The following is a 14,938-nucleotide window of genomic DNA, read 5'->3' as shown; positions in this document are numbered from 1 at the left end:
TATATGAGGGAAAGGTGGTTATTGAGGAAGAGGAGTTTACGGTTGAAGTGTTAGGAGGAGATGAACTGGTCAATACTCTTTTAGGTGTTTTGTGGTTACGAACAAAGCGTTTAGTTGTAGATTTTCCTATGGGAGTGTTAACCCTAGGATAAGCGATTGGCCATAGGCCACGCTACGCGAACACACTGATAGTTAAAGAGGTGCGTTACACTTGGTTAACGCACCCGACAAGATAAGCGATCGCACTGGTTTAACACCAGTCGTCGCTGTTACCCTCCCACCCCTGGTCACTTGCGCCATCTCGCCATTATGGATTTCTTGTTGGAAGATTTTGAGACAATTCCGAAAGAAGTATTGGAGCGATTGTTCTCCAAGGTTGTTGAAGGTTGAAGGTTGAAGATTGTTGAAGGTTGAAGGTTGAAGGTTTTTGAAGGTTGTTGAAGGTTGAAGGTTGAAGGTTGTTGAAGGTTGAAGGTTGAAGGTTGAAGGTTGTTGAAGGTTGAAGGTTGAACGCGATCGCGTGGCCGAAATACCAAGGTTGTTCGCCTTTGGGGTTCGGTGTAGGGTAGGTTTAAGGGTTAAGTCGATTAACTATTGCCTATTGCCTATTGCCTATTGCCTATTGCCTATTGCCTATTGCCTATTGCCTATTGCCTATTGCCTATTGCCTATTGCCTATTGCCTATTGCCTATTGCCTATTGCCTATTGCCTATTGCCTATTGCCTATTGCCTATTGCCTATTGCCTATTGCCTATTGCCTATTGCCTATTGCCTATTGCCTATTGCCTATTGCCTATTGCCTATTGCCTATTGCCTCTTGCCTCTTGCCTCTTGATCCTCTGCGCCACTCTGCTGCTTTTCGATCCATCTCTTTGATGAAGCCATCTTTTCCATCCATATAGGCTTCAATATTGTCTGGATATTTATTAGCAAGTTTTCGCTTAAGTTCACCGTATTTCTGGGCATCCTTAGGATGGGCAATCAGATAATCTCGAAAAGCTAAGTGACGCTCTACTTCTAGCGAATTAACCTCAAACATATGAACATGATGTGTTCTGATTCCTATTTGATTATGTTTGCGAAAGAAACGACGACCTGGTATGCCGTATTCACCCATTCCTTCATAGCCTATTGTCTCCATCCCTGAACTATTTTCATCAACTTTGGTAATGTCTTTGACTTCAACCAAAATATCAATAATCGGTTTAGCATATAGTTCTGGAATAGATGTACTCCCAATATGGTGTACAGCAATCAAGTTTTCGCCGACGGCAAGGGCAATCTGCTTTGATTCACGCTCAAATTCATCTCGCCACTTCGGGTCATGGGGAACAACTTCTACTTTTCGTGACATAACTACAGCAGTTTTATTGTAAGTATATGCGCGTAGCGCTTAAGCTGATAGCTTACGACTATACCTGCTAAAGAACTAGCGAGCTCAGCAATCATTAAGCATAAATTAAAGAAATCCAAGGATATGCCCAACTGGGTAACCTGTTAAGTATGGTTTGATTAGACTTAGCCAACGCTAGGTCTAGACTACCTACTTAGATCTCAGTAATTTACTATAACTATGTCACAACCAACTATAGAATCAATCCTTCAAGAAGAACGGCTGTTCCCGCCACCAGCTGACTTTTCTGAGAATGCCCAGATTAAAAGCATGGCGGAGTATCAGCAACTGTATGAACAAGCCAAAGCTGACCCCCAAGGGTTTTGGGCCCAGCTTGCAGACCAAGAACTAGACTGGTTTCAAAAGTGGGATACGGTATTAGATTGGCAACCCCCCTTTGCCAAGTGGTTTGTTGGTGGAAAGATTAATATTTCTTACAACTGTCTTGACAGACACCTCACTACCTGGCGTCGGAATAAAGCTGCCCTGATTTGGGAAGGGGAACCGGGAGACTCCCGCACCCTAACCTATGCCCAGTTACACCGGGAAGTTTGCCAGATGGCAAATGTGATCAAACAACTGGGAGTCAAAAAAGGCGATCGCGTTGGCATTTATATGCCCATGATTCCCGAAGCTGCTATTGCCATGCTGGCCTGTGCTAGAATTGGTGCTCCCCACACCGTCGTTTTTGGTGGCTTTAGTGCTGAAGCCCTCAAAGACCGACTGGTAGATGCTCAAGCTAAATTAGTAATTACTGCTGATGGGGGCTGGCGCAAAGACAAGATTGTTCCTCTCAAGATCCAAGTTGATAAAGCCCTAGAGAATAATGGCGCACCTACAGTAGAAAACGTGCTAGTGGTAGAACGCACCAAGCAAGGGATTGACATGGAACCAGAACGAGACCACTGGTGGCATGACTTGCAACCGGGAGCATCTGCTGATTGTCCAGCGGAACCCATGGATAGTGAAGATATGCTCTTCATTCTCTACACTAGCGGTACCACCGGTAAACCGAAAGGGGTTGTTCACACTACTGGTGGCTATAACCTCTACACCCACATGACTACCAAGTGGACCTTTGACCTCAAGGAGACCGATGTCTACTGGTGTACTGCTGATGTCGGCTGGATTACCGGACACAGTTACATTGTCTATGGTCCATTGTCCAATGGTGCTACTAGCCTGATGTACGAAGGGGCTCCCCGTCCTTCCAATCCCGGTTGCTTGTGGGATGTGGTCGAAAAATATGGAGTCACTATCTTCTACACTGCTCCCACTGCTATTCGTGCCTTTATTAAGATGGGAGACCAGCATCCTAACGCCCGTGATTTATCTTCCCTACGTATCCTAGGAACTGTCGGTGAACCGATTAACCCAGAAGCCTGGATGTGGTACCATCGGGTGATTGGGGGAGAACGTTGTCCCATTGTCGATACTTGGTGGCAAACTGAAACCGGTGGCTTCATGCTCACCCCCTTACCCGGTGCTACTTCCACTAAACCCGGTTCCGCTACCTTCCCCTTCCCAGGCATTATTGCTGATATTGTAGATTTAGACGGCAATCCAGTTGGGGAGAATGATGGTGGTTATTTAGTTATCAAACATCCTTGGCCAAGTATGATCCGTACTGTCTATGGGGATGATGACCGTTTCCGCCGCACCTACTGGGAACACATTCAACCAAAAGATGGCCAATACTTCTATTTTGCTGGAGATGGTGCCAGAAAAGACCCCAATGGTTATTTCTGGGTTATGGGTCGTGTGGATGATGTGTTGAATATCTCTGGTCACCGCTTAGGAACCATGGAAGTGGAGTCAGCACTGGTTTCTCATCCTTCTGTAGCTGAAGCCGCTGTAGTCGGTAAACCTGATGAGGTAAAAGGGGAAGATGTCTTTGCCTTTGTGACCTTAGAAGGCAGTTATAGCGCTAGTGACGAACTCAAGCAAGAACTAAAGCAGCACGTAGTCAAAGAAATTGGTGCGATCGCACGTCCTGGTGACATTCGCTTTACTGATGCTTTGCCCAAGACTCGTTCCGGAAAGATTATGCGACGGCTATTGCGATCGCTAGCTGCAGGTCAAGAGGTTGCTGGAGATACCTCCACTCTAGAAGACCGCAGTGTTTTGGATAAGTTACGGGAAGGGGCTTGAAAAGCACGCTTAACGTAAATAGTCAGCTATCAGCCATCAGCTTATGGGTTACCTCACAGGCTAGAAGCCTGTGCCACGCTACTTGAGGTGCTTTTGAATCAAATTAGCTGACGGCTGACGGCTGACTGCTGAATGCTTACACTTACTCTTTGACAATAATGGGAATCATAGCTGTCTTGTGTTGAAAGTATAAACAATCGGTAGGTGGAGAAACTTTAAAGATAATGATACCTTTAATATCGTTTTCTGGAACACCTGCTTCAATAAGATAAGGAACTTGAGTTTCATTGAAAAGAGCTTCCCAGGAATCGTATCTATTCTTGAGAACTCCTGTTGACGTCAAATTACAATAGCTTAAAATTCCACCCTTCTTAAGCAGGGGATAAACCTTTTTGATAAATGGAAATTGGTGGGTGTGTTGTTCATCTGCATTCAAAGGATAAGTATCATAGAAAATACCATCGAATGATTGATCACTAAATGATTCTAAGACATCACATGCTAAGCCCAAGATAGGGGTTACTTGATTAACTGCACTGTTTTGGAACTCAATCAATCGTTTAAAAACATCGTCATTGGCTTCTATAATCACATGTTCTTCTGGAGCATAAGACTGAATAGCATGAGCCGATATTCCCAAGCCAAAGCCACATTCTAAGATACGACCACCATGGCGAGTGACTAACGCCGCAAAAGCACCCATATAAGGGGTTTCCCAACGTTCCATAACCGGATGTCCTTCGATCACCAATGTTTCATCGGTTAGGACTTCTTTTTGAGCAGACCATCGTTGGGGATCCGCGCTTGATTTTAACCCTTGATAACCACTTTCCAAATTCATAGTCTTGACCTATTGACCCTCTTAACTTGTAATTACTATAGCGTTTCTCGTAGCTATGAGGTACAGATTATTTTTTCCCTCTTCCCTATTCTCTCTTTGCTCTTTCCTGCTCCCTCCTCCCTGCTCCCTGCTCCCTAAAAACCAGAAATTTGTACCTCATGGGTATAAGACTTGCTATATTGTTAGTTTTTAACCACAAATCGGTTGATAGTTTAAATTTGGGAAATAATCTTCACACTCACCTTTTCGGCGAATGTCCCAAGTTGCACAATGAAAAGACCCCCCAAATTCAAAGACATGTCTAAAGGGTAAAGGAAAAACCTCAAATCCATGCTTATCCAACAATTCTTGGAGAGGTTTTTCTCTTTCCTCACAGATAACCTTTGTCGGTGATATACTCAGAACATTCATTGACAACCACTTACTGGACTGGCAAAACATTGGCATTTCATCATTCGAGCAAGTCGGTTGAGGAACTGTGATAAACTCCCAGCCATTGTCTTTAAATATCTTCTCCTCCTCTTCCCGTATAGGTCTTTCAGGGTTTGTCAAAATAAGACCTGGTCGCAAAGGAACAAACGTACAGTCAATGTGGGAGGGGAAAAAATCAAGGGGAAAATGAACAGGGTGAACCCGAAATCCTCTTGGTTCTAGGTGCTTTTTTAACCACCTAATTCCTGTTCTATTTGTTGTCATCGATTCCTGAACTAATATATCCTTTCCTAATCGGCTACAGTCAGCTGCATCAAAAATAACTTCATCTTGTGTAATACAAAATTCAAAATCATGCATACGCTTAAATCGTTCTTCTAAAGACAGCTCCCAGAAATTCTCTAGATACATACTATCCTGCATAGTCGGTTTAGGCGCAGCATTCCAAATCATATGGTCGTCTTTATTCCAATATTCATAAACTAATTTCCGGTAAGGTAAGTATTCAAAAAATCTAGCTCTCTTCGACATAGTTGCTTCCATAATTTCATTACCAAAGGTAATCATGACATCCCGAGGACAGACTCCACAGTATTGATTAGCAACTTCAAAGTAAGGGGTTTTTATAGATTTTGTGAAATCAAATTTTTCTGGTCTTCTTACTATCACATCGTGGTCTTTTAATAAATAAGCCAGTCCATTTAATTCTTCATTAGCTTTTTCAAGGACTTTAGGGTCTTTAGGTCCACTGGGGAAAGGAATGATTTCCGCTAAATTCTGATCTCTTAATTTCGGATGATTCCCTGGTTCTTTTGGTTCAAAGCTAGCGTAGTCTGCAATTCCTACCACCATTTCTTCCAATTCATCCCATTCATTCCAGGAATTAACAATTTTTTCCGACATTTCTGATCTCCTTATCTATAACGTACTAGCTAAATTTTGGGCGTTGCCTAAATGCGGGATAATTTTAATAGTTTTGTAGAATGGGCATCTTGCTCGTTCCAATCTGTAGAATGGGCATCTTGCCTGTTCCAATCTGTGAAATGGGCATCTTGCTGGTTCCAATCTGTGAAATGGGCATCTTGCTGGTTCCAATCTGTGGAATGGGCATCTTGCCCGTTCCAATCTGTGGAATGGGCATCTTGCCTGTTCCAATCTGTGAAATGGGCATCTTGCCCGTTCCAATCTGTAGAATGGGCATCTTGCCCGTTCCAATCTGTAGAATGGGCATCTTGCCCGTTCCAATCTGTGGAATGGGCATCTTGCCCGTTACAATCTGTGGAACTGGCATCTTGCCCGTTCCAATTTGTGGAATGGGCATCTTGCCCGTTCCAATTTGTGGAATGGGCATCTTGCCCGTTCCAATTTGTGGAATGGGCATCTTGCCCGTTACAATTTGTGGAATGGGCATCTTGCCCGTTCCATCCACTGGGTCAAACAGATTTTAGGAGATGTACCCCTTAAAAACACAGCTGATGCTGTTATCACCGTTTAAATGCATAACAGCTGACAGAGTTTCCCTTCACGGAAAAAATCAAATTGAGTATAAGTAGAGTATCCTACAAATACAGAATCCAATTTTTATCATTCATCATTGACAACAACTTTATTTCTTTTGAAAGACAGGTTAAATCATATCATCACAAATTGGCACTTTTTGATTAAGTTTACATTTATTTACAAATTATTAAATCTAAATCTATATATATTTTTCTATATTTATATATAGTCAACAAATACCATAAGTAGTAAACTTGATCTGATATCACTAGTATTTTTGTTGATAGTTGACAGTTGCTTGACTGTCAACTCCGCTATAACAATCGCAAAAACTTGTTCACATATTTTATTGTGGTTAGATAAATTTTTTATACAAAGACTTGACAAAATTTCGGTTTATATCAACTCAAATCGCAGCACTCTAACCCAACATAAATAACAGTAAGCATATGCGCTACTTGAGGTGCTACTTGAGGTGCCGTCAGCTATCAGCTTACACAAGACTTAGGCAGCCAATCTATCTGTAGGCTGTCTAAGTCCTGTTCAAATCGGAAAGATTAATCAGGAAACTTGTCTTTCAAACCTTGATCAAACCCTTTATCAAACGTTTGTATATTAGACCTAAAGAAGCCAAAATCTAAAACTATTCTCCAAAATCCTTTCCTGTTGCTTGTTGCCTGTTGCCTGTTTGCTATTTCTCCAAAACTTTTACTTCTAGATAAAGGAGCTACAATCCGTAACACTTTCTCCAATAGCGAAGGAAAGAAACGCTGACACCATATAGCTAAATGACTTTGCCATCCCACTAAAATTTCCGATGAGTTCTTCTCCAGTTTGGCGACTAGTACCTTAGCGACTTGTTGGGGAGTCATCGGCAACACCCAGCGAAACAACTGTAATCCTCGCGCCATATCAGTATCTGTTAACGATGGCAGTAAAGCGATTACCTGGATATTTTTTGGCGCTAACTCTCCCCGTAACGCTTGAGTAAAACCAACAATCCCAAATTTGGTAGCGGAATAGCTTGCCATCGTCGGTGCTGCAACTTTACCCATTAAACTAGAAACATTGACAATAGTGCCTTCTCGTCGTGCTGCCATGCGTCGCCCAATTAAACGAGTCATCGTGTACATACCCATCAAATTCGTGGCGATTTCTTCCTGTAAGTTTTGCAGTTTGGATTCTAGAAAAGGAGCTTGATGAGCAACGCCAGCACAGTTAACCAACAAATCAATTGGTCCGTAACTTCGCCAAGCTCGTGCGATTGCAATATTGACTCCTACTATTTGGGTTAGATCTAAGACGAGCGTCACAACTAGTACCCCTTGTCGTTCAATCTCAGCCGCCACTTCTGCTAAACGTTGGCGATTTCGCGCCACCAACAGTAAGCGTCTTATTCCTTGCTGGGCTAACTCCAAAGCGATCGCTCTGCCAATACCACGTGAGGCTCCGGTAACCAGAGCCGTTTTTCCCTGAATCTTCATGTGCTATAATACCTATAGTTGAAAACAAACAAGCATCGGATGCGTCGCTAAACCCACTCAGACTCAAATTAGTCGCAGTGAAGTTAGTGACACTGAAGCTATTGACAGTGAAATCTTGCTCCCACGCAAGGGTTATCCGTAGGCAGTTCAAAATTGGTAAAGACTACCTACAAATAATTGATGGCAACAGCCTTATCCCCGACCCTAGCTATCGGACTATTGGCTAAGGGAGTCAAAGCAGCGGCAATTTGCCATTCAGTCTGGTCGATAACTGGTTAAGATATTTCTCCCCGGTTTGTTGCGGAAACTTGGTAAGAATCGGTGGTCGAAATATCCTTCAAATCATTTTGGCATCACTTAATCAATCCGTAGCCAGAATCGGTGTTGATGTAGAGCATGGTTGGTACCCTCCTTGAAATGAGTATTTACCAGTAACTAAGCCATAAGCCTACACTAACAACACCAACTCTCAACTGCAACATATATTAACATAAACCTATTGTTTTTTACATTTATATACGAAAAATTCATACATCAATTAGGATGAAGCATTTAGTCAATATTGCTTGAACCCCTTACCAAATCTAGGATTGAGTCGTTTACTTCCTAAATTTTGTTTTTTTGTTCAACAATAAAAAATATGAGAAAATTAACAAAGTGTTCAGGTAGATTGAAAAATTCCGCTCATCCTAGACCTGGCTAGTCGTGGGATGAGCGGGTGATTTTGTTCAAGTAGATTAAAAATTTCCGCTCATCCTAGACCTGGCTAGTCGTGGGATGAGCGGTTCATTTTTAGATAAATGTCAAATAACTAGTAAGTACACAAGTACAACAATTACACACAACTGTGAATGCCGATAGAGGGAAAAGTTGCCAAAATGAACTCACCCCCCACCGAGAATAGCATGACACAGTAACATGACACAGTAGCATTACACAGTAGCATTACACAGTCATGATGTCTTTTTCTTTAGCCGCGAACACTTCATCAACTTTTTTTGTGTATTTATTCGTCAACTTCTGAATCTCGTCCTGCAAATCCCGTGACTCATCCTCAGAGATTTCCTTATTTTTTTCCTCTTTTCGGACAGAGTCAACGGCATCACGACGGATATTGCGAATCGAGACTCGACCTTCCTCCGCAAACTTACTTGCCATTTTGACAAATTCTTTACGGCGCTCGCTAGTCAGTGGAGGAATATTTAACCGCACGACTTCACCATTGTTGTTCGGAGGCAAATCCAGATCCGAAAGAGTAATTGCTTTCTCGATCTGGCTCAGCATACTTTTGTCGTAAGGTTGGATGGTGATTGTACTAGCGTCTGGCGTGTTGATATTAGCCAAAGATTTCAGGGGGGTTGGGGTACCATAGTACTCAACCATCACCCGATCCAATAGACTAGTACTGGCGCGACCCGTTCTAATGGTATTGAACGCCCGTTGAGTGGCCTCAACAGCTTTCTGCATACTGGTTTCGACATCAGCTAATTGCACAGGAACCTCCCACTATTGTTCCAACAGTTTCTCCCATAACAGCGCGGTGAATATTACCCCGCACCCTTAGATCAAATACCATAATTGGGAGGTTATTCTCTTTACATAATGCGATCGCAGTACTATCCATCACCCGCAAATCCTCGCTTAGGACATGGCTGTAGGTCAGGCTCTGATACCGTCTGGCCTTAGGATTCAGGTTAGGATCACAATCATATATACCATCAACTTTAGTTGCCTTAAATATTACCTCAGCATCGATTTCTGCCGCTCGTAAAGCAGCGGTGGTGTCAGTGGTAAAAAAGGGATTACCACTACCTGCACCAAAAATGACCACTCGTCCCTTTTCCAGGTGGCGAATGGCACGACGCCTGATATACGGTTCTGCCACTTCCTGCATTTCGATGGCAGTTTGCACCCGTGTCGGGATATTGTTTCGTTCTAGAGCATCTTGCAAAGTCAAGGCATTCATCACTGTGGCAATCATACCGATATAATCAGCAGTTGCCCGATCCATCCCCCCCGCTGCAGCTTTGAGTCCGCGAAATATATTGCCACCACCGACAACGATTGCCATTTGAACACCTTCATTCAAAACGGCAGCCACTTCAGCTGCGATTTCCTGAACCACTTCCGGTGAGATGCCGTAGCCCAAATTGCCCATCAAGGCTTCACCGCTCAATTTTAGTAAAACCCTTCGGTATTTTATCCCCATGCCACGACTCTTTGTTATGAAATTGTTATCCACATCAAGATAACAGTCAAATTTGTCATTCGTCATAGGTCATAGCTGATCCCTCATCCCTGATCGCTCATTTTTAATCCCAGCTTAAGGATTATCGCCACTGAATAGGACTACCAGTTACCTTAGTTGATTGTGGTGAAATCTCTTGCCCTGTTAAAAGAGACGCGATCGCACTGTTGAAGTAATGGGCTTGTACTGCGTCACCATCTTGGGGATTATCATCAATTGACCCATTATAGCATACAATTCCCTTATGGTCAATTAAAAATGCCTCAGTGGTTTTCTGGGCACCAAAGCTGTGAGCTACGTCTTGAGTTGGATCCCAAAGGTAAGGAAAATTCAATTGCTGAGTTTGGCAGAACTGCTTCATTTCCTCAAAACTCTCTGCGGGGTACTGATAAACATCATTGGCATTAATGCCCACTAGGGTAAAACCTTGATGTTCAAACTGGTCTTGAATCTGTTTGAGTCTTGGGATGTAGCAATTGACATAGGGGCAGTTGTTGCCTAAGAAAATAACTCCCACTCCTGAGAAATGTTCTAAGTAACGGCAGAGATGGTGAACCTGCTCATCAGTTCCCGGCAATTCAAAATCCGGAGCATAACTGCCAATGGTGATGATGATTTTTTCTATAGTCATGGGTGATGGGTGATGGGTGATGGTTCATGGGTCATGGATTATGGGTCAACTCCCTTTACAATGCAAGCTTTGCTTAAGGGGAGATGATGCGATCGCTAATTAGCTCATAGACGAATTTAGCATCAAGGGTAAATTTCCCGACCCAATTGTGACATCCTCCCGACACCGAGCTGACGCTACGGTGCGGGCTTCCCAACCTCACAGTTAGGCATTCCTGCGTAGCACTTATCTAGATTTAAAATCTCCAACAGTACGCTGTCAGCAGGCGGTTTCCATTCCCCAATAGTCCTTGGGTACTTTTCAATTCCACGATTGCGAATCACTTCTGCACTGGCAACATCACGATTCCTAGAATATCCACACTCTTTGCAAGTATGCCAACGAATTGAAAGGTTATTGTCCCATTCAGCTCCACAGTCAGGACATTGCTTTGATGTCCCCCGATGGTCTACTGTGGCAAAAAACTTCCCTCGTTTCCAACAAACCCATTTCACTAACGCTCTGAACTGACCAAAACTTGCGTCTAGAGAATGTTTCCCTAAAAAACCTTTAGCCATCACTCGGTAATCAATATCCTCAACAAAAATCGAGTCAGCCTGGTCACAGAGACTATGGGCTATTTTGAGTTGCCAGTCTTTTCGAGTGTTGTCAATTTTGTGGTGTAATCGCGCTACTTTAACTTGTGCTTTTTCCCAATTTTTAGACCCTTTACATTTTCGAGATGCCCTACGTTGCAGCAATTTAAGCTCGCTTTGTAAGTCTACAAAAAACTTTGGTCTAGTAATTTTTAACCCATCTGATGTTGCCAAAAAGTCATTTAATCCAACATCAACCCCAATGGCACGACCATAAGCGGGGGTATCAGGAACAGAGACATCAGCAGATATGGTAATGACAACAAACCATTTTGTCCCTCGACATCTTGAAACCACTCGGACACCCTTGACCCTGAAGCCTGTGGGGATTTCTCGATGTAGATTAATGTTAACCAGTCCTATCATCGGTAATTTAATTTGATTCCCGACAATTGGTGATTTCTGGAACTGAGGAAACAAAAATGATTGATAACGACCATACTTTTTAAACCGTGGAAAACCCTGACCTCTGTGTTTAAATGTTTCCCAAGAGTTATGCAGTCTCTTAACCACGTCTTGTGTCACCTGAGAATGCACTGCTTTAAGTTCTGGTTCGGTTTTTTTCCATTGGGTTAACTGTCTTTTCTGTTCCATATATCCAGGAAAAGGAATATCGGGAGACATGATATATTCCTGGTATATCGAACAGCGATCAACTAGACACTTTCTACTATTCATCCAGTCCTTTAAGTCTCGCAAACAACGGTTATAAAGTCGTCTACAAGTCTCTAGCCAACTCAACATTAATTCTTGCTGAGCTAACGAAGGATAAATGCGGTAGTTGTAGTTTATCGTTAAAGTCATGCTATTATTTTAGCAGATCAAAGACTGATGATAAGCTTGGGTAGCATAGACCCCGTCCTGGCTATCATCCCGACACCAAATCGAACGCGCCCCGCGTCGGGCAAAGCCCGTAGATTATGGTGCGGGGCTTCCCGCCGGGTTAGCTAAAAGAGCCTCTAACTATTTACCAGAGTTAGCAGAGTTTGTTACAAAATGTAAAGGTAACGCTATGGCATAACTTGGGATTTTTTGATCATGTCCTCCTCTTTCACAGCCCCAATCAGGGATCAGATTGAAACAAAAACCTGGATGTGGCAAGGCTTTTCCATTGGGTATAAAGCTTACGGTAATTCTGGACCAGCTGTGGTTATGGTCCATGGCTTTGGGGCATCTTCCGGACATTGGCGCAAGACCTTGCCAGTGTTGGGGGAAAACTGCCGATGTTATGCCATTGATTTGATTGGCTTTGGCGCTTCAGCTAAACCAACTCCTGGTATAGAGATAGACTATACCTTTGAAACCTGGGGGCAACAAATTGCCGATTTCTGTCGGGAGGTGGTTGGTGGTCCGGCTTTTTTAGTCGGAAACTCTATAGGCTGTATTGCCCTAATGCAAACCGCTGTAGATAATCCAGAGCTAGCCAAAGGAGTCGCCCTGCTCAACTTTTCTCTACGACTACTCCATGAGCGTAAACGGGCTGAACTCCCTTGGTATCAGCGTCTTGGCGCACCAGTACTTCAACGATTCTTAAAAATTAAGTGGGTTGGCCAGTATTTTTTTAGTCAGCTGGCTAAGCCTAAAGTAGTGCGTAATATTCTGTTGCAAGCCTACTGCCGTCCAGAAGCCGTAACTGATGAACTGGTTGATATAATCATGGCACCAGCAGCTGATCCCGGTGCAGCTGATGTTTTTATTGCTTTTACTAACTATTCTCAAGGACCTCTACCAGAAGACCTGATCCCAATTTTGCCTTGTCCTGCGATCATACTATGGGGCACCGAAGACCCTTGGGAACCCATTGACTTGGGACGAGAATTAGCTAAATTCCCGACGGTAGAGAGGTTTATTCCTTTAGAAGGTTTGGGTCATTGTCCCCAAGATGAAGCACCAGAGATAGTCAACCCGATTTTGCTGAATTGGATTGGGGAACATCGGGTTGAAGGTTAGCTGCTTGAAGGTTAACCTTCAACCGTCCTTGACTGCTACCAGCTCTAATTGATAGCGATAGAGAGCCACAGGTTTTTCCAATGCTTTAAAGTAATCAGGGTCTTGTGGTGACAGATAAACCGCTGTGAGATACTCTTAAACCGTCATTAATCGGGATAAACCCGGTACCACGGGTCAAGGTGCAATCTATTGTTGCCTGAGTGAGGGGTGGTCATACAGTAATTGGAGTTAAACCTCCCACCCGTCTTTCTAGGCGTTCCTCACATCTCGATGAGGAGTTGCTTGAAAGCCCGAGTTTTACTATGCTTAAGGTCAAGCCAACCAAGCTCAACCGCATCTAGCAAACTCAGTCCCATGCCTTTCAAGTAACGCGCGGTACGACGCAACAACACTGCCTGCACCTCGGTCTTACTCATGTACCGAGTAATTTCGAAGTCGGTACCGCGAGCAAGGATGTTTTGGGCAGCATTATGGTCAGCCTGCAACACGACCCCATCAAATCCGGTAAAATTGTCCCCAGTCCTTTTGCCCAACAGGGTTCCGGTTCTAGAGTCAATTTGCGACGTGTAACTAGGCTGAACTTCTGTAACAACCGAGCCAGTCCAATTAGACCATTTTTGTAAAGAGTCCCGCATCACTCCTTTCATCCAACTATTAAGTTTGCGGGACACGGCTTTAGACTGACGTTTGTTTCGGATTGGTTGTGTTAAATCTTCTGCAAATACTTTTAAAGACTCCTCATTAAAGAGGGATTTAGAAGCTGCTCCTATTATCGCCGTCAACTCTGATTGATTTTGTCTATAACGGCGATTTTCTGTTTTTCTGGTTAGGTTATTTTCAAGTATTCGAGCCGACTTAGCTGGGTCTATTTTTTCTAGCTTTCTGTGAAGCGCCCAAAGTCTCCCTCTATTACGGTTTTTGGCACATATACGAACAGACTTCTTGGTGGTTAATTTTCCTAGTCCTTTCCCGTGAGCCTGACCCTCTGAATCATAGAAAGCCTCCGTGTACCCCTTATCTACTCCGATACTTCGACGTTCAGATGGAATTTCAACAGTCCCATGGTCTACCAAAAAGTGAATTTCAAATCTTTGCAGGATTTGGTTATATATTAATCTAATCTGCCCTTTGACTTTTCGATTAGATTTGATAACTATCTTATTTCTCTTGCCTCTCGTTAACCCAGCCAATTCCAACTGGTAAGTGTTCCGCGAAAGTCTTTTGCACTTGTAGCCAACTTGCTGATAAACTATCTGATTCTTAACCCAAGAATGACCTCTTTGAAATTCCTTTCTAACAAGTCTGTGCAGTAAAGAGTTGTCCAGAAATGCCAAAGTTTTGAGTTTTTTGCAGAGCTCCTTCCGTTTGTTTTGGTTTTCCTTTCCAGGGAATCTTTTGTAAATCTTTTTGATCACCGCATCTTTACAGGCTGCCTGCTGAGCTGTAATGGCCTTGGCTACATCATTAATAGTCCAGTCCATTATTTTGGCAGGCAGCCCCAGGGTATCGGGAGTCCTGAAGCTTTTAACTTCTGGAATAGCCTTTTTATTACGGTCGATGTCCGGTATTACCCGATGCACCTCCGCTCCAAAGCCGTACGTGAAGCTTTCACCTCATACGGCTCCTAGGTTCTCCTTCAACCTTTCGGCTTGCAGTCATCTTGTGACGTGCT

15 protein-coding genes are annotated in these 14,938 nt (G+C 43.4%); 5 read left to right on the top strand and 10 right to left on the bottom strand.

Going from position 1 to position 14,938, the window contains the following annotated elements:
- Positions 1–287: 287 nt before the first annotated feature.
- Positions 288–536: a hypothetical protein gene (locus F6J99_RS06155; protein ID WP_293112162.1), complete on the bottom strand. Its 249-nt coding sequence runs from the start codon at positions 534–536 to the stop codon at positions 288–290.
- Positions 537–608: 72 nt separating this feature from the next.
- Here F6J99_RS06155 and F6J99_RS06150 point away from each other — a divergent pair, with 72 nt between their 5' ends.
- On the top strand, positions 609–836 hold the full coding sequence (locus F6J99_RS06150; protein ID WP_293112161.1) for a hypothetical protein: 228 nt from the start codon (positions 609–611) through the stop codon (positions 834–836).
- Here the strand turns inward: F6J99_RS06150 and F6J99_RS06145 are convergent.
- The gene (locus F6J99_RS06145) at positions 795–1,355 is read right to left on the bottom strand and encodes a GrpB family protein (RefSeq protein ID WP_293112160.1); all 561 of its coding nucleotides are present in this window, start codon (positions 1,353–1,355) and stop codon (positions 795–797) included. The genes F6J99_RS06150 and F6J99_RS06145 overlap by 42 nt on opposite strands.
- 219 nt (positions 1,356–1,574) lie before the next feature.
- Here F6J99_RS06145 and acs point away from each other — a divergent pair, with 219 nt between their 5' ends.
- The gene (gene acs, locus F6J99_RS06140; RefSeq protein WP_293112159.1) at positions 1,575–3,545 is read left to right on the top strand and encodes an acetate--CoA ligase; all 1,971 of its coding nucleotides are present in this window, start codon (positions 1,575–1,577) and stop codon (positions 3,543–3,545) included.
- 142 nt (positions 3,546–3,687) lie between these two features.
- Here acs and F6J99_RS06135 read toward each other — a convergent pair whose 3' ends face one another.
- Entirely contained in the window at positions 3,688–4,386 is a 699-nt protein-coding gene (locus F6J99_RS06135; RefSeq protein WP_293112158.1) for a class I SAM-dependent methyltransferase, read from the bottom strand.
- A 55-nt stretch (positions 4,387–4,441) separates the two neighbouring features.
- On the opposite strand from F6J99_RS06135, the gene F6J99_RS06130 reads away from it, so the two are divergent.
- The gene (locus F6J99_RS06130; RefSeq protein WP_293112157.1) at positions 4,442–4,579 is read left to right on the top strand and encodes a hypothetical protein; all 138 of its coding nucleotides are present in this window, start codon (positions 4,442–4,444) and stop codon (positions 4,577–4,579) included.
- Here F6J99_RS06130 and F6J99_RS06125 read toward each other — a convergent pair.
- Positions 4,576–5,721, bottom strand: a complete 1,146-nt coding sequence (locus F6J99_RS06125) for a glycine amidinotransferase (RefSeq protein ID WP_293112156.1) — start codon at positions 5,719–5,721, stop codon at positions 4,576–4,578. The genes F6J99_RS06130 and F6J99_RS06125 overlap by 4 nt on opposite strands.
- A 51-nt stretch (positions 5,722–5,772) precedes the next feature.
- Here F6J99_RS06125 and F6J99_RS06120 point away from each other — a divergent pair, with 51 nt between their 5' ends.
- A complete protein-coding gene (locus tag F6J99_RS06120) occupies positions 5,773–6,282 on the top strand; it encodes a pentapeptide repeat-containing protein (protein ID WP_293112155.1) in 510 nt (169 codons plus the stop codon).
- A gap of 593 nt (positions 6,283–6,875) precedes the next feature.
- Here the strand turns inward: F6J99_RS06120 and F6J99_RS06115 are convergent.
- The 5 genes from F6J99_RS06115 to F6J99_RS06095 form a co-directional block, all read right to left on the bottom strand.
- Positions 6,876–7,802: an SDR family NAD(P)-dependent oxidoreductase gene (locus F6J99_RS06115; protein WP_293112154.1), complete on the bottom strand. Its 927-nt coding sequence runs from the start codon at positions 7,800–7,802 to the stop codon at positions 6,876–6,878.
- 945 nt (positions 7,803–8,747) lie between these two features.
- Positions 8,748–9,296 (bottom strand): ribosome recycling factor, encoded by a 549-nt coding sequence (frr, locus tag F6J99_RS06110; RefSeq protein WP_293112153.1) that lies wholly within the window; start codon positions 9,294–9,296, stop codon positions 8,748–8,750.
- On the bottom strand, positions 9,283–10,011 hold the full coding sequence (pyrH, locus tag F6J99_RS06105) for a UMP kinase (protein WP_293112163.1): 729 nt from the start codon (positions 10,009–10,011) through the stop codon (positions 9,283–9,285). The genes frr and pyrH overlap by 14 nt, the downstream gene beginning before the upstream one ends.
- Positions 10,012–10,132: 121 nt before the next feature.
- On the bottom strand, positions 10,133–10,681 hold the full coding sequence (locus F6J99_RS06100; RefSeq protein ID WP_293112152.1) for a thioredoxin family protein: 549 nt from the start codon (positions 10,679–10,681) through the stop codon (positions 10,133–10,135).
- Positions 10,682–10,857: 176 nt separating this feature from the next.
- On the bottom strand, positions 10,858–12,120 hold the full coding sequence (locus F6J99_RS06095) for a transposase (protein WP_293112151.1): 1,263 nt from the start codon (positions 12,118–12,120) through the stop codon (positions 10,858–10,860).
- 234 nt (positions 12,121–12,354) lie between these two features.
- Between F6J99_RS06095 and F6J99_RS06090 the strand changes: the two genes are divergently transcribed.
- Positions 12,355–13,266, top strand: coding sequence for an alpha/beta fold hydrolase (locus F6J99_RS06090; protein WP_293112150.1), 912 nt, complete (start codon positions 12,355–12,357; stop codon positions 13,264–13,266).
- A 260-nt stretch (positions 13,267–13,526) separates the two neighbouring features.
- On the opposite strand, the gene F6J99_RS06085 is transcribed toward F6J99_RS06090, so the two are convergent.
- Positions 13,527–14,846: a zinc ribbon domain-containing protein gene (locus F6J99_RS06085; protein WP_293112149.1), complete on the bottom strand. Its 1,320-nt coding sequence runs from the start codon at positions 14,844–14,846 to the stop codon at positions 13,527–13,529.
- Positions 14,847–14,938 lie beyond the last annotated feature (92 nt).

The sequence above is a fragment of the Moorena sp. SIO4G3 genome (genome assembly GCF_010692305.1).
Taxonomy (GTDB): Bacteria; Cyanobacteriota; Cyanobacteriia; order Cyanobacteriales; family Coleofasciculaceae; genus Moorena; species Moorena producens_A.
This window is presented reverse-complemented; position numbering and strand designations above follow the sequence as displayed.

Excerpts from the sequence above, each read along its gene's own strand:
- F6J99_RS06145 (WP_293112160.1), bottom strand. The coding sequence starts at position 1,355 with ATGTCACGAAAAGTAGAAGTTGTTCCCCATGACCCGAAGTGGCGAGAT.
- acs (WP_293112159.1), top strand. The coding sequence starts at position 1,575 with ATGTCACAACCAACTATAGAATCAATCCTTCAAGAAGAACGGCTGTTC.
- F6J99_RS06135 (WP_293112158.1), bottom strand. The coding sequence starts at position 4,386 with ATGAATTTGGAAAGTGGTTATCAAGGGTTAAAATCAAGCGCGGATCCC.
- F6J99_RS06130 (WP_293112157.1), top strand. The coding sequence starts at position 4,442 with ATGAGGTACAGATTATTTTTTCCCTCTTCCCTATTCTCTCTTTGCTCT.
- F6J99_RS06125 (WP_293112156.1), bottom strand. The coding sequence starts at position 5,721 with ATGTCGGAAAAAATTGTTAATTCCTGGAATGAATGGGATGAATTGGAA.
- F6J99_RS06120 (WP_293112155.1), top strand. The coding sequence starts at position 5,773 with ATGCGGGATAATTTTAATAGTTTTGTAGAATGGGCATCTTGCTCGTTC.
- F6J99_RS06115 (WP_293112154.1), bottom strand. The coding sequence starts at position 7,802 with ATGAAGATTCAGGGAAAAACGGCTCTGGTTACCGGAGCCTCACGTGGT.
- pyrH (WP_293112163.1), bottom strand. The coding sequence starts at position 10,011 with ATGGGGATAAAATACCGAAGGGTTTTACTAAAATTGAGCGGTGAAGCC.
- F6J99_RS06100 (WP_293112152.1), bottom strand. The coding sequence starts at position 10,681 with ATGACTATAGAAAAAATCATCATCACCATTGGCAGTTATGCTCCGGAT.
- F6J99_RS06095 (WP_293112151.1), bottom strand. The coding sequence starts at position 12,120 with ATGACTTTAACGATAAACTACAACTACCGCATTTATCCTTCGTTAGCT.
- F6J99_RS06090 (WP_293112150.1), top strand. The coding sequence starts at position 12,355 with ATGTCCTCCTCTTTCACAGCCCCAATCAGGGATCAGATTGAAACAAAA.